Annotated in this window: 15 protein-coding genes; 13 read left to right on the forward strand and 2 right to left on the reverse strand. The window is 64.2% G+C overall.

All coding sequences use genetic code 11. The features are described from left to right. Positions 1 to 48 precede the first annotated feature (48 nt). Positions 49 to 924: a hypothetical protein gene (locus tag AC1RJW_RS23925; RefSeq protein WP_493047164.1), complete on the forward strand. Its 876-nt coding sequence runs from the start codon at positions 49 to 51 to the stop codon at positions 922 to 924. Further along, the gene (locus tag AC1RJW_RS23930) at positions 921 to 2,423 is read left to right on the forward strand and encodes a hypothetical protein (protein WP_493047165.1); all 1,503 of its coding nucleotides are present in this window, start codon (positions 921 to 923) and stop codon (positions 2,421 to 2,423) included. Before AC1RJW_RS23925 ends, AC1RJW_RS23930 begins: the two co-directional genes overlap by 4 nt. A 228-nt stretch (positions 2,424 to 2,651) precedes the next feature. On the opposite strand, the gene AC1RJW_RS23935 is transcribed toward AC1RJW_RS23930, so the two are convergent. Beyond that, positions 2,652 to 3,071, reverse strand: coding sequence for a hypothetical protein (locus AC1RJW_RS23935; protein ID WP_493047307.1), 420 nt, complete (start codon positions 3,069 to 3,071; stop codon positions 2,652 to 2,654). Between the two features lie 296 nt (positions 3,072 to 3,367). Between AC1RJW_RS23935 and AC1RJW_RS23940 the strand changes: the two genes are divergently transcribed. Next, positions 3,368 to 4,435 (forward strand): M29 family metallopeptidase, encoded by a 1,068-nt coding sequence (locus AC1RJW_RS23940; protein ID WP_493047166.1) that lies wholly within the window; start codon positions 3,368 to 3,370, stop codon positions 4,433 to 4,435. 3 nt (positions 4,436 to 4,438) lie between these two features. Here AC1RJW_RS23940 and AC1RJW_RS23945 read toward each other — a convergent pair whose 3' ends face one another. Continuing rightward, a complete protein-coding gene (locus tag AC1RJW_RS23945; protein ID WP_493047167.1) occupies positions 4,439 to 5,392 on the reverse strand; it encodes a LysR family transcriptional regulator in 954 nt (317 codons plus the stop codon). A gap of 110 nt (positions 5,393 to 5,502) precedes the next feature. Between AC1RJW_RS23945 and AC1RJW_RS23950 the strand changes: the two genes are divergently transcribed. From AC1RJW_RS23950 to AC1RJW_RS23995, 10 genes are all read left to right on the forward strand, one after another. Then, the gene (locus tag AC1RJW_RS23950; protein WP_493047168.1) at positions 5,503 to 6,342 is read left to right on the forward strand and encodes a phytanoyl-CoA dioxygenase family protein; all 840 of its coding nucleotides are present in this window, start codon (positions 5,503 to 5,505) and stop codon (positions 6,340 to 6,342) included. After that, positions 6,342 to 7,160, forward strand: a complete 819-nt coding sequence (locus AC1RJW_RS23955; protein ID WP_493047169.1) for a sugar phosphate isomerase/epimerase family protein — start codon at positions 6,342 to 6,344, stop codon at positions 7,158 to 7,160. Before AC1RJW_RS23950 ends, AC1RJW_RS23955 begins: the two co-directional genes overlap by 1 nt. Before the next feature lie 111 nt (positions 7,161 to 7,271). Then, positions 7,272 to 7,733, forward strand: a complete 462-nt coding sequence (locus AC1RJW_RS23960) for a MarR family winged helix-turn-helix transcriptional regulator (RefSeq protein ID WP_092795988.1) — start codon at positions 7,272 to 7,274, stop codon at positions 7,731 to 7,733. Positions 7,734 to 7,898: 165 nt separating this feature from the next. Beyond that, entirely contained in the window at positions 7,899 to 10,274 is a 2,376-nt protein-coding gene (locus AC1RJW_RS23965; RefSeq protein WP_493047170.1) for a M1 family metallopeptidase, read from the forward strand. Next, entirely contained in the window at positions 10,271 to 10,759 is a 489-nt protein-coding gene (locus AC1RJW_RS23970) for a DUF6702 family protein (RefSeq protein ID WP_493047171.1), read from the forward strand. The genes AC1RJW_RS23965 and AC1RJW_RS23970 overlap by 4 nt, the downstream gene beginning before the upstream one ends. A gap of 21 nt (positions 10,760 to 10,780) precedes the next feature. Next, positions 10,781 to 12,814: a TonB-dependent receptor gene (locus AC1RJW_RS23975; RefSeq protein ID WP_493047172.1), complete on the forward strand. Its 2,034-nt coding sequence runs from the start codon at positions 10,781 to 10,783 to the stop codon at positions 12,812 to 12,814. 103 nt (positions 12,815 to 12,917) lie between these two features. Then, positions 12,918 to 13,652, forward strand: a complete 735-nt coding sequence (locus AC1RJW_RS23980) for a 2OG-Fe dioxygenase family protein (protein WP_493047173.1) — start codon at positions 12,918 to 12,920, stop codon at positions 13,650 to 13,652. Between the two features lie 142 nt (positions 13,653 to 13,794). Then, positions 13,795 to 15,156: a hybrid sensor histidine kinase/response regulator gene (locus AC1RJW_RS23985; RefSeq protein WP_493047174.1), complete on the forward strand. Its 1,362-nt coding sequence runs from the start codon at positions 13,795 to 13,797 to the stop codon at positions 15,154 to 15,156. A 262-nt stretch (positions 15,157 to 15,418) separates the two neighbouring features. Next, entirely contained in the window at positions 15,419 to 16,147 is a 729-nt protein-coding gene (locus AC1RJW_RS23990; protein WP_493047175.1) for a CerR family C-terminal domain-containing protein, read from the forward strand. After that, complete coding sequence (locus AC1RJW_RS23995; protein WP_493047176.1) at positions 16,144 to 17,556, forward strand: efflux transporter outer membrane subunit; 1,413 nt, start codon at positions 16,144 to 16,146, stop codon at positions 17,554 to 17,556. Before AC1RJW_RS23990 ends, AC1RJW_RS23995 begins: the two co-directional genes overlap by 4 nt. Positions 17,557 to 17,569 lie beyond the last annotated feature (13 nt).

Here is a 17,569-nt window from a genome sequence, read left to right on the forward strand (position 1 = left end):
CCGCCACGGCCTAAGCTACAAGCACAGGCCACGGACAAGGAGATTGCCATGTCAGCCCACCTGATCATCGAAGACGGCCAGCCCTGGTGGTGGGACAGCGCCGATATCTGGGTCGTGCCCGGCAATGATCCGAATGGCCCGCCCGGCGCGCCCATTGCCGGCATCAGCAATTACCTGTGGGGCCGCGTGCACAACACGGGCAACAGCGCCTCGAATGGCGTGCGCGTGGACTTTTATTGGGCCGACCCTTCCGGCCAGATCGCCGTAGGTGCCGCCACGCAGATCGGTTCCGCGTTTGCCGACTTGCCGCCCGGCGCCACGCAGGAAGTGCTGTGCCTGGTGCCCTGGATCCCCGTCATCGTCAATGGCGGCCACGAATGCCTGCTGGCCGTGGCCCACGGCCCTGGCGACATCAACCCGCTGCCCGACCCGCTGCCCAACGGTTTCCCCTTCCAGCCCACGCAGCACGACCAGATCGCCCAGCGCAACGTCAACGTGGTGCTGGCAGCAAGACGCGCGCAATTGCTGGCCATCGCGGTGGCGGCCTTGCCCCGCGAAACGAAAAAAGTGGAACTGCAGATTGAGTATGGCGGCGAGCTGCCGGAGCGCCTGCTGGCCGCCCTCGGGCTTGAGCGATGGCAGGCGGCCAGGGACGCACACCTGGTAGCGGGCCTGGCGCGCACCCCCCATTGCAATGGCGATGCGCCCGGCGAGCAAAAACTGGCGCTGGAAGTGCCGCGCGGCCAGGCGCAGGCCGTGTACCTGAGCGTGCGCGCCGAAGCCTTGCCGCCACGCCAGTATGCGCTGCTGCGCGTGCTGGAAACCCAGGACGGCAAGGTACTGGGCGGCGTCACGTATGTCGTCACCGATCTGGAGAAAGAACAAGCTCAAGAACAGCAAAGCCCCGAGGAGCAAGCATCATGAGCGACACCCCCCTGCAGGTGCTGACGCGGCCGTTCGCGATCGAGCCCGTCACCAATATCATGCTGCCCGATGGCATCTTCGACAACGCCATCTATGGCTTGCGCATCACCGCCCACGTCACGAATATGTCCAACAGCGCATTGAGCAATGTCACGGTGTACCTGGAAAGCGTGGGCGACCCCGGCATCGTGCCCGTGGCGCGCACCTTTTTCTTTGCCAGCATTCCCGCCGGCGCAGCCATGCTGGTGATGTGGGACGCCGACTTCCAGCATGCGGCGCCCGGCAAGAGACTCGTCAGCTTTGTCGCCAAGGCGGACGGCTATACGCCGCACCGCTCGATCCAGCAAATCTTCGTCTCGCAAACGCGCTTCGACAGCACGACCAACACCTACACGTGCACGGTCGAGGAAGGCACCCTGGAACTGTCCAAGCCGCAGGGCCACCTGCCTGGCAAACGCTGGGGCAGCACGGGCACGGATGGGAAGGAGTGCCGCTGTCCGCCCGGCCTGGGCCCCATCGTGCCAACCGGCATGACGCTCGTCTGGACGCCGAACCCCGCCTACGCAGGCACGCATGGCGAGCTGCCGTTTTCCGATCCGTGGTGGAAGATACTCGCCATCATCATCGCCATCATCGCCGCGCTGGTGGCCATCATTGCCGCCGCGCTCGGTTCCGGCAAGGCCAGCTTCAGTGTGGGCGGCAGCTTCGATGAAACGGAACCCGACGTGCATTGCTGTTCGCTGGAAGGGGCCGGCTCGGGCCAGCCCGAATTCACGGTGGCGGGCGTGGCCTCGGCCATCGCCTCGGGCGCCATCGCCGTCGCCTGCTCCGATATCGCCGACCCGTTCTGGCGTGGCCAGGAAGCAACACCACCGGCCGCCGGCGAACTGACCCTGGCCGAGCGCGTGGTGGCGAAGTGGGTGTTGCCGGAAGCGCCGAATGCGGGCCTGCCCTACACGGCCGACATCAGCTGGGAGTATCAACGTTTCACCACGGGCGCCACCTACCAGCACGCCGTCACCGAAACGCAAGTCAACATCCATGTGGCAGGGCCGGTGGAAACGGATACGCCCGCCGTCGTGCAAGCCTACGAACCGTTGTGGATACGTGCCAGTTTCAAGCGCGACAACGGCAATGTGTTCCGCGGCACGGAACTGTACGCCTTCGTGTTGTTCCAGGCGCCGCAGGGCCTGTATTTCGTGGAGTCGCTGACCGATGACGGCCTGGGCTTCGACCCGGGCGCCAACGATGGCGTCTATGCGGGCAGCCTGGACTTGAAGCGCGCTTACCGCACCTTGCTGCAATATGATCAAAAGGTCTACGGCACCTGGCGCGTATTTGTCTTCGCCCAGGACGTCAACCTGACCAAGCCCGGCACGCCGCCCGAAATCGCCGCCCAGCACATCGGCGGCATGTTCGTCGCCAGCGCCATCGAAATCACCTTCGACGACACCCTGCCCTGCCCGCTCAAGGCGCAGGCGAATATCGTCGTGGTGTGAGGGGGAAAATCGAAAACGGCCGGAAAAAACGCGCAGGGCCAAGCGCCGCCCCGAAGACAGTACGCCAGGACCGAGGGAAAGGCTACAAACTGTGGCCTTTCGTACAGCCATTCGTAAGCGCGCCAAGAGCGGCTGAGAAAATGCTCAGGGCTAGGCGCCGCCTCGAAGACAGTACGTCAGTACGGCGAGAGGCAGGCAACAACGCCTTGGGCGTTTTATCAGCCGCTCTTACACCTTGACCGCGTCGGCCTTGGCAATGACCGTGCGTGGAATGATATCCGTTGCCGGGCAAGTATCCATCGCATCCGAATACGCGAGCCAGCGCTGCAGGCTTTCCATGCGGCGGATGGTGATGCCCTTGCCATTGATATAGCCGATCTGCTCGAAATTGGCGGGGCTGGTGGTCAGCTTCGATACGGTGGGCGCATTGTCGACCAGGCGGTCATAGGCCTTGCGTGCCTTGTGCTCCCACTTGGCCAGCACGGGGTCGTCAAAGCGGTTGCTTTCAAAATACACGGTGATGGTGCGGTCGTGGTTGGCAAAGCCGACAATGGCCGCACCCTTGCGTATGGTTAACAGGACATCTTCCTTGACGCCCGTGACGGGAACGAACACAGCGGCGCGCCCATCCGTATCCGGCCGCTCCATGGGAATATCTTGTCCGATTATGCTCATCACATCACACTCTTAGTCATCGCCTGTTGGCTTGTTGTCCGTGCATCGCTGAAAGCGTGCTGGCATGCGCATGCGCGCCTTTGCCGCTGCGCCGGGCCGCTTCCAGGCTCGCTGCTATACCATTTATCAAATAATACATTGCCGTAAAGCACTACACAAGATAATCAGGGACCCGGCAGGCGCCTGTCCTCCGCCGGATGGGGAATGGTGTGCCCAGCAGCAATCACCTTATAATGCTGCGATTACTTCACGTCTCCCACCTTCGCACCATGACGCTTCCCGAGAATGACACCAGCCGGCTCGACGCCATCAGCGCCGCCACCGAAGTGGCCGCGCAAAACGTGGCCGACCTGCTGGCCATGGCCATCTGCCACCGCCCCGACGAACCGGCCCTGGTCGTCTGCGACAAGCGCAGCTGGCTCAACGTCGTGCTGACGGAAGCGTATCGCCAGACCTTGCCGGACGCCACCTTCATCGATTTCGACGAGGTCACGCCCGATGCCGTGCTGGCCGCGTTTGCCGACCTGCCGGCCGGCAGCCTCGTCGTGCTGATCCAGTCGACCAGCTTCCGCCTGGAAGCGTTCCGTATCCGCATCGAGCTGTTCAAGCGAGGCCTGAAGGTCATCGAGCACGTGCATCTGTCGCGCATGCCCGGCGTGCAGGGGCTGCACTACATTGCCTCGCTGGCCTACGACCCCGATTATTACCGCGGCGTCGGCCATGCGTTGAAGGCGCGCATCGATGGCGCCCGCCACGGCATGGTCGACAGCGGCGGCGAGCAGCTGGTCTTTGCTTCTCCGTTCGAATCAGCCAAACTGAATATCGGCGACTACAGCGGCATGAACAATATCGGCGGCCAGTTCCCGCTGGGCGAAGTGTTTACGGAAGCGCAGGACCTGGAGGCCGTCAACGGGCGCGTGCGCATCTTCGTCTTCGGCGACACGCACTTCATGGTCAACCGCCCCGACACGCCGATCACCCTGATCATCGACAAGGGCCGCGTGACGGGCACGGAAAACGCCACGCCGGAATTTCTGGCCATGCTGGAAATCATCCGCGCGCATGAAGGCGAAGTGTGGGTGCGCGAACTGGGCTTCGGCATGAACCGCGCCTTTTCGCGCGAACAGCTGGTCAACGACATCGGCACGTATGAACGCATGTGCGGCATCCACCTGTCGCTGGGCGCCAAGCACGGCGTCTACACAAAACCGCAATTCAAGCGCAAGGATGCACGCTATCACGTCGATATCTTCGCCGTCACCGAAGCCGTTTATCTGGACGACGAGCGCGTGTACGCGGATGGCGCGTGGACGGTGGAACCGGTCGCCTTCAACTGAACTTCAACTGAAAAAACCCGCGGCTGCCAGCTCGCGGTCCCATGGCGGCACGGGCTGGTATTCGGCCACCAGGAAATCGATCAGCGCGCGCACCTTGGGCGAGGGCTGACGGCTGGCCGGATACAGGGCGCTCAAGTGATTCAGCGGCAGCTCCCAGTTGGATAGCACGGGCAGCAGGCTGCCATCGAGCAGATTGCGCCAGGCGAGGAACGTGGTGCTGTAGACAATACCGAGTCCCCGCTGCGCCGCCTGGTGCAGCACCAGGCCATTATTGGCCGTAAATCCCGCCTGCACGCGCACGCTCACTTCCTCGCGCTGTTCCCCTGCTCCCCGCTGGAAATGCCAGTTCGTGCCATCGGTCAGGTGGCTGAAATGCAGGCATTGATGTTTCAACAAATCCTGCGGCGTCTGCGGCACGCCCCATTGCGCCAGATAGGCGGGACTGGCGCACAGCACCGCGCGGCACGGCGCCAGCGGGCGCATGGCCAGCGCGCTGCTGTCCGGGATGCCGCCCACGCGGATGGTCAAGTCAAAACCGTGGCGTATCGGGTCGAGCAGCGCGTCGTCGACAAACAGTTCGGCCTGCACCTGCGGGTGCAGCAAACTGAAACGGGCGACGGCATCGGCCAGCCAGGCACTGCCGAAACTCGATGGCGCCTGGATGCGCAGCGGCCCGGCCAGCCCGGCCCCCGCCTGCGCCACGTGCGCCACCATGCGCGCCGCTTCCTGCGCCTGGATGACGGTGGCCATGCACGGCGCCAGATAGGCACGGCCCGCGTCCGTCAGGCTCACTTCGCGCGTGGAGCGGTGCAGCAGGCGCGCGTTGAGACGCTCCTCCAGCTGCATGATGGTCTTGCTGACCATGGCGCGCGTCAAGCCCAGGCGCTGTCCCGCCGCCGTGAAGCTGCGCAGGCGCGCCACTTCGACAAAGATTTCCATCGCTTTTAATTGATCCATGTCAAAGATTGTCTGCGTTTTGACGACAATCTGTCAACCGCCGGGCGATTGTTTGCGCACTGTCCCCATCCTACAATGGCGCTTTCCATTGACCTTCCGGAGCCGCCGCCATGCTGACAACTGAACAACAAGAACAATACCAACGCGACGGCTACATCATCCTGCCCGGCTTCAAGGGCGCGGACGAAATCGCCGCCCTGCGCGCGCGCGCCGAACAGATTGTCAACGAATTCGATCCCAGCGTCAGCCAGTCGATCTTCACCACGCGCGACCAGGCGAAGAATACCAACGATTACTTCCTCGCCTCCGACAACACCATCCGCTGCTTCTTCGAGGAAGAGGCCTTCGGCCCGGACGGCCAGCTGAAACAGGCGAAATCGCTGTCGATCAACAAGATCGGCCACGCCATGCATGACCTGGACCCCGTCTTCCGCGCTTTTTCGGCCGACCCGAAACTGGCCGAAGTGGCGCGCGACCTGGGCCTGGCGGATGCGCAGGTATGGCAATCGATGTACATCTTCAAGCAGCCCGGCATCGGCGGCGAAGTGCGCTGGCACCAGGACGCCACGTATTTCGAGACCACGCCGGTCAGCGTGACCACGTTCTGGTTTGCGCTGGAAGACGCGACCCTGGACAACGGCTGCCTGTGGGCGGAACCGGGCGGCCACCGCGGCCCCCTGCGCGAACGCTTCATCCGCAACGGCGACCAGGTAAGAGTGGAAAAACTCGATGCCATGCCCTGGCCCGACGACAGCACGGCCGTTCCGCTGGAAGTCAAGGCGGGCGCCCTCGTCTGCTTCCACGGCTTGCTGCCCCACTACAGCGCGCCGAACCGCTCGCCCGTCTCGCGCCACGCCTACACCTTGCATGCGACGGACGGCCAGACCGAATACGCGGCCCACAACTGGATACAGCGCGATGCGGCATTCCCCGTGCGGGGCTTCGTCTGATGCGCATCGAGGTTTTCGCCGCCCACTGGGGCAATAACGACCTGCCGCCCGAGGTCTTCATCGACAGGGTAGCGGCGGCCGGCTTCGACGGCATCGAGATGTCGCTGCCGCTGGATGCCGCGCTGCGCGAGGAGTGGACGGGGCGCATCGCCGATGCGGGCCTGGACCTGATCGCCGCACAGTGGGAAACCGTCTTCCACAGCGACTTCGAGCTGCACCGCGCCGCCCTGGCGGAACTGCTGGAAAACGCCTGCCTGGCGCGCCCCGTGCTGGTCAACACCCACACGGGCAAGGATTACTATACCCAGGCGCAGAACGCGGAATTGATCGACCTGGCCGCCGCTATCTCGGAAAAGCACGGCGTGCCCATCGTCCATGAGATCCACCGCAGCCGCTTTTCCGGCCATCCGATGCTGCTGCTGCCGTATCTGCAGCAGTATCCGGATTTGCCCTTGACGGCCGACCTGTCGCACTGGTGCTGCGCCTGCGAATCGCTGCTGGAAGACCAGCCGCACACGCTGGCGCAAGTACTGCCGCTGGTGCGCCACGTGCATGCGCGCGTGGGCCATGCGCAGGGACCGCAGGTGGCCGACTTCCGTGCGCCGGAAGCCAAACCGGCGCTCGACGCCCACCTGGCCTGGTGGGATGCCATCGTCGCCCTGCGCCGCGCGGCCGGCGCCGAACGCATGACGTTCACGCCGGAATTCGGCCCCGCGCCGTACACGCAAACCCTGCCCTGGACGCAGCAGCCCGTGAGCGACGCGTGGGAACAGAACGTCGCCATGCTCAAGCTGCTGCGCGCGCGCTACGCGCAGTAGTGCGCCACGACCGCGCCCATGCCCCGGGCCAACCGGTCCGGGGCATGGGCGCGCGCCAGCCACGCTTGTCATTCGGTTGCAATTAAATAGCGCGCTATATATACTGTGACCATGGATACCACCACTTCCCCCAACCCGCTACACCAGGTGCCGCGCCTGGACAGCCAGCTGTGCTTTGCTCTGTACTCGACCTCGCTCGCCATGAACAAGCTGTACCGCAAGCTCCTGCGCAAGCTGGGCCTGACCTATTCGCAATACCTAGTGATGATGGTGTTGTGGGAGCGCGACGGCCTGACGGTGTCGGAAGTGGGCGAGCGCCTGTTCCTGGATTCGGCCACCCTGACCCCCTTGCTCAAGCGCATGGAGCAATCGGGCCTGCTGACGCGCACGCGCGCCGCCAGCGACGAGCGCCAGGTCATCATTTCCCTCACGCAGCAGGGCGACCAGCTGCGCCATGCAGCGGCCCTGCTACCCGAAGCCATCCTGACGGCCAGCCACTGCAGCGTGGAGCAGGTTGTGGACATGAAACAACAACTGAACCAGTTGCGCGATAGCCTGATGAAAAGTGAGTAAAGGCGCCGCTTTTCCGAGCAAAATCAGGTAAAGCATCGCCATGACGGGGCCAGGCAAAAGCTGGTGCGAAATCCGCCTTTCTTTATTACAAATCGATACAAGACTGACGCCACCCTGCGTATAGAATAGTTGCCACTATTTCTTTACAACAACATCAGGGTGATCATGCGCATACCTTTCGGCTCCGTAGCCTCGTTGGCTCTGTGTTTTACCGTCTCGGCCTTCGCTGCCGAACCATTCGACGACAAGTTCCGCCAGCTCGAAGAGGTGCTGCCCACCCCGAATACCTACCGCACCGCGTCCGGCGCGCCGGGCCATGCCTACTGGCAGCAGCGCGCCGACTACACGATCCGCGCCACCCTGGACGAAGCCAAACGCGAGATCGCCGGCAGCGGCACCATCACCTACCATAACCGGTCGCCCGACACCCTCGGCTACCTGTGGGTGCAGCTGGACCAGAATATCTACAAGCCCGATTCGGACGCGCGCCGCATGACCACGGCGCCATCGCGCCAGGCGTGGGCCAAGACGGCGGGCGAAGACACGATGAAGTTCGAAGGCTTGCGCGGCATCCTGGCGCGCGGCGACTTCCAGGGCGGTTTCAATATCCGCCGTTTGACGGGCGCCGATGACCAGCCGCTGAACTACGTCATCAACCGCACCATGATGCGCATCGACCTGCCGCAGCCCTTGAAACCGGGCCAGGATTTCGTCTTCCAGATCGACTGGGATTACCGCATCAATGAACAGAAGGTGCTGGGCGGGCGCGCCGGCTATGAAGTCTTCGACGACAAGAACGCCCTGTTCGAAGTGGCGCAGTGGTTCCCCCGCATGGCGGCCTACTACGACGCGGCCGGCTGGCAGCACAAGCAGTTCCTGGGCTCCGGCGAATTCACGCTGGAATTTGGCGACTACGACGTGCAACTGACGGTTCCGGCCGACCATATCGTCGCCGCCACGGGCGCGCTGCAAAATCCGCAGGAGGTGCTGTCCGCCGCGCAGCGCGAGCGCCTGGAGCAGGCCCGCGACAGCGACAAGCCCGTCGTCATCGTCACGCAAAAGGAAGCGGAAGCGGCCGAAAAATCCGTCAGCCGCGCGCAAAAGACGTGGCACTTCAAGGCGGCCAACGTGCGCGACTTCGCCTGGGCCTCGAGCCGCAAGTTCATCTGGGACGCGCAGGGCTACAAGAAGGGCGGCAGCGATGTGATGGCCATGTCCTACTATCCGAAAGAGGGCAATCCGCTGTGGGAAAAATACAGCACGCAAGCCATCGTGCACACGATCGAACAGTACAACAAGTACAGCATCGACTATCCGTATCCGACGGCCATTTCCGTCAACGGCCCCGTGGGCGGCATGGAGTATCCGATGATCTCGTTCAACGGCCCCCGTCCCGTGAAGGACAAGAAAACGGGGGAGCTGACGTATTCGAAGCGCACCAAGTATGGCTTGATCGGCGTGATCATCCACGAAGTGGGCCACAACTACTACCCGATGATCATCAACTCGGACGAGCGCCAGTGGACGTGGATGGACGAAGGCCTCAACACCTTCGTGCAATACCTGGCGCAGCAGGCGTGGGAAGAAAACTACCCGGCCTCGCGCGGCGAACCGCGCGAAATCGTCGACTACATGCGTAGCCGCGACCAGGTCCCCATCATGACGAACTCCGAGTCCCTGCTGCAGTTCGGTAACAACGCCTATGCCAAGCCGGCGGCGGGCCTGAACATCCTGCGCGAGACCATTCTCGGGCGCGAGCTGTTCGACTACGCGTTCAAGGAATATGCGCAGCGCTGGAAATTCAAGCGCCCCACGCCCGCCGACTTCTTCCGCACCATGGAAGACGCTTCCGGCACGGACCTCGACTGGTTCTGGCGCGGCTGGTTTTATACGACCGACCCGGTCGACATCAGCATCGACGGTATCAGTGAATACGGCGTGAGCTCGAAAGATCCGGCAACAGAAAAGGCGTGGAAGAAGGCGCAGAAGGACGCCCAGCCGGAATCGGTGACGAGCCGCGCCAACAAGGGCATGCCGCGCCGGGTCGATGCGCACCCTGAGCTCAAGGATTTCTACAACCAGCACGACGACTTCACGGTGACCAACAAGGACCGCAACACCTACGCCGAAGCGCTGGCCGCGCTGGAGCCGTGGGAAAAGGACCTGCTGAAACAGGGCAAGCACCTGTACCTGGTCGACCTGTCGAACTTGGGCGGCATGGTCATGCCCCTGATACTCGAGATCGAGCTGAAAAGCGGCAAGAAGTACGTCGAGCGCGTGCCGGCCGAAGTGTGGCGCTATTCGCCGAAGAAAATCACCAAGGTCGTCATCACGGATGAACCGATGGTGGGCCTGGTGCAGGACCCGTACTGGGAAACGGCCGACATCGACACCAGCAACAATAGCTGGCCGAGAAAAATCACGCCCTCGCGCCTGGAACTGTTCAAGAGCGAAAAATCGCCCAGGGATAACCTGATGCGCGATTTTCATACGCCGTTGAAAGGCAAGAACGGCGGTTCCGACAAGGGCGACGACGCGTGAAGCGCTGGCGCCTCCTCGCGGCAAGCGTGCTGGCCTGCGCCAGCATGGCGGCCGGCGCCCATAACTTCCACATGGGTATCGCCGACATCAGCTATAACGCGGCCAGCGGCAGCACGGAAGTGGTGCACACCTACACGGGCCATGACGTCGAAGCGCTGCTGACGAATCTGTACCAGCGCCAGTTCGACCTGGGGCAGGAAGACAGCGAAGCGGCGCTGCGCCGCTATGTCGAAAAACAGTTTTACCTCGTGGGACCGGACGGCAAACGCCTGCGCCTGAACTGGGTCGGCATGAAGGTCAACGCCGACAACGTGGTGATCTTCCAGGAGATCGAACGCACGCGCCTGGCGCCCGCCACGCGCATCCATAACCAGTTGCTGACCGACTTCCTGCCCAGCCAGCGCAATACCCTCAACGTGCAGGACAGCGGCAGCATCCAGACGCTGATCTTCGACCGCCAGAACACGGAATTGCCGATCCGCTAAGCCCCGGCACACCTATCCCCCATGACGCCACGCTCCCTTCCCTTCCTCCTCGCCGCCCTGTTTTCACCTGCGGCCCACGCCGACGACATCTTCCAGCGCGTGCTGGTCGACGGTTCGCGCCTGAACCAGCTGGGCGTGGCCGATTCGGCCAACGCGGGCAGCGTCACGCAACAGCAGCTCGACGCGCGCACCAGCTACCGGCCCGGCGAACTGCTCGAAGCCGTGCCGGGGCTGATCGTCAGCCAGCATAGCGGCGAAGGCAAGGCCAACCAGTTCTACCTGCGCGGCTTCAACCTCGATCACGGCACGGACTTGCGCACCACCGTCGACGAGATGCCAGTCAACCAGCGCAGCCATGGCCACGGACAAGGCTGGACGGACCTGAACTTTTTGATCCCCGAACTGGCCATGCGCCTCGATTACAAGAAAGGACCGTATTCGGCGGCGCAAGGCGATTTTTCCTCGGCGGGCGCGGCGTCCGTCGTCTACGCGAACCGCCTGACGCAAGGCATCGCCAGCGCGGGCATCGGGCAAAACGGCTTTCGCCGCGCCCTGCTGGCCGACTCCATCGATGGGGGCGACGGCAGCCTGCTGTACGCGCTCGAAGCGCAGCATAACGATGGCCCGTTCACGCAGCCGGACCGCTACCGCAAGCGCAATGGCGTGCTGCGCTACAGCGAGGGCTATGCCAACAACGGCTTCAACGTCACGGCCATGGCGTACGACGCCAGCTGGAACGCCACCGACCAGATCCCGCTGCGCGCCGTGCAGGACGGCAGCTTGGGCCGCTTCGACGCCGTCGATGCCAGCGACGGCGGCAAGGCGCAGCGCTACAGCCTGTCGGGCGCCTGGCGCCAGACGACGGACGACGTGTCGTCCAGGGTCAGCGCGTACGTGATCGCCAACCGCCTGGCCCTGTTCTCGAATTTTACGTATGCGATGGACGACCCGGTCAACGGCGACCAGTTCGCCCAGCCCGACCGGCGCGTGACGGCCGGCCTCGATGCCAGCCACACCTGGCACCGGCACACGGACAGGGGCAGCAGCGACACCACCATCGGCCTGCAGCTACAGAACGACAATATCCACAATGGCTTGTACAACACGCGCCAGCGCCAGGTCCTGTCGACCACGCGGCAAGACCATCTCGTCGAAACGAGCATCGGCGTGTATGGCGAAAACAGCACGCGCTGGTCGCGATCGCTGCGCACCGTGGCCGGCCTGCGCGCGGACGCCTACCGCTTCGACGTGCGCAGCGACCGCGCCGCCAATTCGGGCACGGCCAGCGACCATTTGTTCAGCCCCAGCCTGAGCGTGATCGTGGGGCCGTGGCGCGACACGGAAGCGTATGTCAACATTGGCAATGGTTTTCACAGCAACGACGCGCGCGGCACGACCATCGCGGTCGACCCGAAGACGGGCGAGGCGGCCGGCAAGGTCACGCCCCTGGTGCGCTCGCGCGGCCTGGAACTGGGCTTGCGCAGCGCCGCCATCGCCGGCTTACAAACCTCGCTGTCGCTGTACCGCCTGGACTTCGATTCCGAGCTGCTGTTCATCGGCGACGCGGGCGCCACGGAGGCGGGCCGCCCCAGCCGCCGCTACGGCATCGAATTTTCCAGCTACTACAAGCCAGCCAGATGGCTGTCGCTGGACCTGGACCTCGCGTATGCGCGGGCGCGCTCGCGCGGCAGCGACCCGGCGGGCGACTTCATCCCCGGCGCCATCGAAGGCGTGGCCCAGCTGGCCATGACGGTGACGCCGCCGGGATCGTGGTCGGGCTCCTTGCGCCTGCGCTACTTCGGCCCGCGCCCCCTGGTGGAAGACAACAGCGTACGCTCCGCCGCCAGCGTGGGCTTGAACGGGCGCATCGCCTACCGGATCGACAAGACCTGGCGCATGGAACTGGAAGGCTACAACCTGGCCAACCGGCGCGACTCGGCCATCGATTACTACTATGCCTCGCGCCTGCCCGGCGAGGCGCAGCCCGTGGACGATATCCACTTCCATCCGGTGGAATCGCGCTCGCTGCGTATGACCCTGGTAAAGAATTTTTAAGTAAACAAGAATAATTCTTATCGTACTGCACAGGAAACGCCGCGAAGTCGTAGAATGCCAGGCTGGATAAACTGATACAGGCCGCGTTCCGGCCGGCACCGCCATGAGCACTTCCGCACCGATCTTTACCGACCCGTCCCGCCTCAAGGAAGCCTTGCGCGACGACGGCTATGCCGTCCTGCGCCCGCAGGACGTGGCCGCGCTGGCCGGCTGCCCGCTGGCCGCGCTGCGCGCGCTGGAACCAAGCTGGAACACCCTGGCGCTGGACAATTACCTGAAGGATGGCGGCCGCTATCGCCGCCGGCGCCACTCGTGCTTCGTGCAGGATGGCGAGCGCCTGACGCAGACGGCGCACCGTCCGCACTGGCAGCCGGTGGAGTACAACGCCCTGCATGGCGGCATGCACCGGCTGTTCGAGCCGGTCGAAGCGGCCATCGTCGCGCAAGCGGCCTGGCAGCAGCTGATCCGCGCGCTGGGCGACGCCTGCTCGCAGGTCAAGGGGCGCCAGCCGTGGTTCATCGAGGCGCACCAGTTTCGCATCGATACGACCGATGGCATCGGCCGCCCGACGCCGGAAGGCGCGCACCGCGACGGCGTCGATTTCGTCGCCGTGCTGCTGATCGGGCGCGAGCAGGTCAAGGGCGGCGAGACGCGCATCTTCGAAGCAGACGGCCCCAACGGCAAGCGCTTTACCCTGACCGAGCCGTGGTCGCTGCTGCTGCTCGACGATGCAGCCGTGATCCATGAATCGACGCCGATCCAGCCCATCGGCGAACACGGCCACCGCGATACGCTCGTGCTGACCTATCGCGCCGGCCAGTTCCAGGGCGAGAACTGACAGGCGGCCACAGCATTCCCTGTGGCCAAAATAGTTACTTGGAAGTTACTTTTGCAGACCTAAATCCGATATAGTCATACGATGTCGATATTGCGCGCTCACCGCGCCCAGCATCACCACACTGAAATTCTAGGAGAGGTCTGTGGACTCCAACAACCAAATCAAGCCTGACGAAATCGAGATCCTGATCGTCGAGGACAGCCCGACCCAGGCGGAGCGCTTGCGCCGCCTGATCCAGTCCCTGCACTACAACGCGCGCGTGGCGGCGAATGGCCAGCTGGCCCTGGCCGCCATCCGCGAGCGCAAGCCGCACCTGGTGCTGTCCGATATCGTCATGCCTGAAATGAATGGCTACGACCTGTGCCGCGCCATCAAGTCCGATCCGACCCTGCGCGACATCCCCGTGATCCTCGTCACCTCGCTCAACGACCCGAAGGACATCATCCGCGGCATCGAGTGCGGCGCCGACAATTTCATCCGCAAGCCCTACGCGGAAGACTACCTGCTCAACCGCATCAGCCACATGCTGATGAACCAGAAGCTGCGCAAGAACCAGAACGTGGAAATCGGCATCGCCCTGTACCTGGGCGACCAGAAGCATTTCATCAACGCGGAACGCCAGCAAATCCTCGATTTGCTGATCTCCACGTATGAACAGGCGGTGCAGGTCAATGGCGAACTGCAGGCGCGCGAACGCCAGGTGATCGAGCTGAATATGCGCCTGGCGCACCATGCGGCAGAACTGGAAACCATCAACCGCGAAATCGCCCTGAAAAACCTGGAGCTGGCCGAAGCGAGCCGCATGAAGTCCGCCTTCATCGCGAATATGTCGCATGAACTGCGCACGCCGCTCAACGCCATCATCGGGTTTACCGGCGCGCTGCTGATGAAACTGCCCGGCCCCCTGACGTCGGACCAGGACAAGCAGCTCAATACCATCCGCGCCAGCGCGCGCCATCTGCTCTCGCTGATCAACGACATCCTCGACGTGGCGAAGATCGAGGCAGGCAAACTGACCCTGTCGATCGAGCCCGTGCACTGCCAGGACCTGATGGCCGAAGTGGCCGACACCCTGCGTCCCCTGGCCCAGCAAAAGGGCCTGGCCCTGGAAATGGCGCTGGGAGAAGCAGACCAGCCGCCCGCCATCATCGACACGGACCGCCGCGCGCTGACGCAAATCCTCATCAACCTGCTCAACAACGCCATCAAGTTCACGGAACAGGGCACAGTGCGCATCAGCCTGGCCCAGCGCGAAGAAGACGGCGTGCTGGTGACGGAAATGAGCATCGCCGACAGCGGCGCCGGCATCAAGGAAGAAGACCAGGCCAAGCTGTTCCAGGCCTTCTCGCAGCTCGATTCCACCTCCACGCGCCACGTGGAAGGCGCGGGACTGGGCCTGTACCTGTGCCAGAACCTGGCCAACGCCATCGGCGGCGCCCTGTTCTTCAACAGCGACTACGGCTCGGGCAGCACCTTCACGCTGGCGCTGCGCAGCAAGGCCTGAACTTCTGTGCGGCGCAGCACGGAATACTGATTTTTTGCCATCCACGAGAGACCGATACAGTAGTTCTACGGTATTGCACTGCACCATTTTCGGCGCTATAGTAGAACCGTCTCCTCCAATTCGTTCTCCGAACATTGGATTCAGCCCGCGCCAGTTCGCGGGCTTTTTTTTGCCCGCGTTTTACCTCATCTTCATCATTTCTTAACTAAATCAAACGATTTAGTTATATCAATCGTTTGAGATATGTGCTTCAATCTGCGGCATGATTGAAAAAAACATTTCCCCAACGCCAAGCGCCGACGACGGGCGCAAGCCCCGTTCCGATGGCGAGCAGTCGCGCGAGCGGCTGCTGCACAGCGCCATCCGCCTGTTTGCCGGGCAGGGCTACGCCAAGACGTCCACGCGCGAACTGGCGCAGGCGGCCGGCACCAACGCCGCCGCCATCCGCTACTATTTTGGCGACAAGGCGGGCTTGTACCGCGCCGCCTTCGCGCAGCAATCGGCCAGCCCGCAAGACAATATCGCCCTGTACGAGCAACCGCATTTCACCCTGCGCCAAAGCCTGGAAGGCTTTTATGCACAATTGCTCGCACCCATGCAGCAGGGCGAGATCGCGCGCGACTGCATGCGCCTCTGGTGCCGCGAGATGCTCGAACCGACGGGCCTGTGGGCGCGCGAGATCGACCAGAACATCCGCCCCGAACACGAGGCGCTCACGCGCGTGCTGGCGCGCCACCTGGGCGCGCCCGACAACAGCGACGACATGCACCGGCTGGCGTTCTCGATCGCCTCGCTGGCCCTGCAGCACATGGTGGGCGCCGACGTGCTGCAAACCCTGCGCCCGCAACTGCTGGAATCGCCGCACGCGATCGACACCTGGCTGGCGCGCATGACCGACTACGCGCTGGCCATGGCCGACGTGGAGCGCCGGCGCCTGGCCATCCCCCCCTCCTCCCCTACCACTCAACGACAAGCAGAAGGACCAGCATGACGATTATTCGATGCACCGTTCAACGCGCCCTGGCCGCCGGCATCGTGCTGGCGCTGGGCGGCTGCGCCCTGCAGGGACCACCCACCACCGTGACCGCCAATGATCCCGCGCAGTGGCAGGCGCCACTGCCGCATAACGGCAAGCTGACCGACCTGGCCAGCTGGTGGCAGGGCCAGGGCGACAGCCTGCTGGTGGAATTGATCACCGACGCGCAACAGGTCAGCCCCACCATCGCCGCCGCCGGCACGCGCATCGTGCAGGCGCGCGCGGACAGCATCGCCGGCGGCGCCGCGCTGGCGCCCAAGCTCGACGCGACGGGCAGCGTGGTGCGCACCAGCCAGCAATCGGCCCAGCCGAGCGGCACCACCTCGCAGGCGGCCTTGCAGGCGTCGTGGGAAATCGACGTGTTTGGCGCCAACCGCGCCACGCGCGACGCGGCGCAGGAGCGCTACGACAGCGCCCGCGCGCTCTGGCACGAGGCCCGCGTCTCGGTGGCCGCCGAAGTGGCGAACCAGTATTACGCCTTGCGCACCTGCCAGCAGTTGCAGGCCGTGGCCAAACAGGATGCCGTCTCGCGCCGCGACTCGGCACGCCTGACGGAACTGAGCGCCGGCGCCGGCTTCCAGCCGCCCGCCAACGCGGCGCTGGCCCGCGCCAGCGCCGCCGAGGGCGCCAGCCGCGCCATCGAACAGCGCGCCGCCTGCGACGTGAACATCAAGGCGCTGGTGGCCCTGTCGGCCATGCCGGAAGCGTCGCTGCGCCAGAAGCTGGCGGCCAGCCCTGCCATCCTGCCCTCGCCCGTGGAGATTGCGCAACTGCCGGCGCAAACCCTGGTCCAGCGTCCCGACATCTACAGCGCCGAACGCGAAGTGGCGGCCGCCAGCTTCGAAGTGCGCGGCGCACAGGCGCAGCGCTATCCCCGTCTGAGCCTGGCCGGCTCCATCGGCAAGGGCAATATCCGCGCTGGCGGCAGCAGCATCACGGCCAGCACCTGGAGCATTGGCCCGCTGGCCGTCAGCCTGCCCATCTTCGACGGCGGCACCCGCCGCGCCCAGGTCGATGCGGCCACCGCGCGCTACGACGAGGCGGTGGTGAAATACCGCGCCGGCGTGCGCCAGGCCGTGCGCGAAGTGGAAGAAGCGCTGGTCAACCTGGCCAGCACGGACGCGCGCAGCGAGCATGCCAAAACCGCGCTGGAAGGCTACCGCGTGTCGTTCGTCGCCACCGAGGACCGCTACAAGAACGGCCTGGCCAGCCTGATCGAACTGGAAGACGCGCGCCGCACGCGCCTGGCCGCCGAAAACACTGTGGTCAACCTCGAGCGCGAACGCAGCGCCGCCTGGGTGGCGCTGTACCGCGCCGCCGGCGGCGGCTGGAACAGCAGCGCCATCGCCAACAACGCACCCTGACGGATACGACAAC

The organism is Janthinobacterium sp. GW822-FHT07A03, assembly GCF_058798815.1.

What these genes read in the sequence shown, in the direction of transcription:
- AC1RJW_RS23975 (WP_493047172.1), top strand. Translation starts at nt 10,781, where the DNA reads ATGACGCCACGCTCCCTTCCCTTCCTCCTCGCCGCCCTGTTTTCACCT.
- AC1RJW_RS23995 (WP_493047176.1), top strand. Translation starts at nt 16,144, where the DNA reads ATGACGATTATTCGATGCACCGTTCAACGCGCCCTGGCCGCCGGCATC.
- AC1RJW_RS23930 (WP_493047165.1), top strand. Translation starts at nt 921, where the DNA reads ATGAGCGACACCCCCCTGCAGGTGCTGACGCGGCCGTTCGCGATCGAG.
- AC1RJW_RS23925 (WP_493047164.1), top strand. Translation starts at nt 49, where the DNA reads ATGTCAGCCCACCTGATCATCGAAGACGGCCAGCCCTGGTGGTGGGAC.
- AC1RJW_RS23935 (WP_493047307.1), bottom strand. Translation starts at nt 3,071, where the DNA reads ATGGAGCGGCCGGATACGGATGGGCGCGCCGCTGTGTTCGTTCCCGTC.
- AC1RJW_RS23940 (WP_493047166.1), top strand. Translation starts at nt 3,368, where the DNA reads ATGACGCTTCCCGAGAATGACACCAGCCGGCTCGACGCCATCAGCGCC.
- AC1RJW_RS23980 (WP_493047173.1), top strand. Translation starts at nt 12,918, where the DNA reads ATGAGCACTTCCGCACCGATCTTTACCGACCCGTCCCGCCTCAAGGAA.
- AC1RJW_RS23990 (WP_493047175.1), top strand. Translation starts at nt 15,419, where the DNA reads ATGATTGAAAAAAACATTTCCCCAACGCCAAGCGCCGACGACGGGCGC.
- AC1RJW_RS23960 (WP_092795988.1), top strand. Translation starts at nt 7,272, where the DNA reads ATGGATACCACCACTTCCCCCAACCCGCTACACCAGGTGCCGCGCCTG.
- AC1RJW_RS23965 (WP_493047170.1), top strand. Translation starts at nt 7,899, where the DNA reads ATGCGCATACCTTTCGGCTCCGTAGCCTCGTTGGCTCTGTGTTTTACC.
- AC1RJW_RS23955 (WP_493047169.1), top strand. Translation starts at nt 6,342, where the DNA reads ATGCGCATCGAGGTTTTCGCCGCCCACTGGGGCAATAACGACCTGCCG.
- AC1RJW_RS23945 (WP_493047167.1), bottom strand. Translation starts at nt 5,392, where the DNA reads ATGGATCAATTAAAAGCGATGGAAATCTTTGTCGAAGTGGCGCGCCTG.
- AC1RJW_RS23950 (WP_493047168.1), top strand. Translation starts at nt 5,503, where the DNA reads ATGCTGACAACTGAACAACAAGAACAATACCAACGCGACGGCTACATC.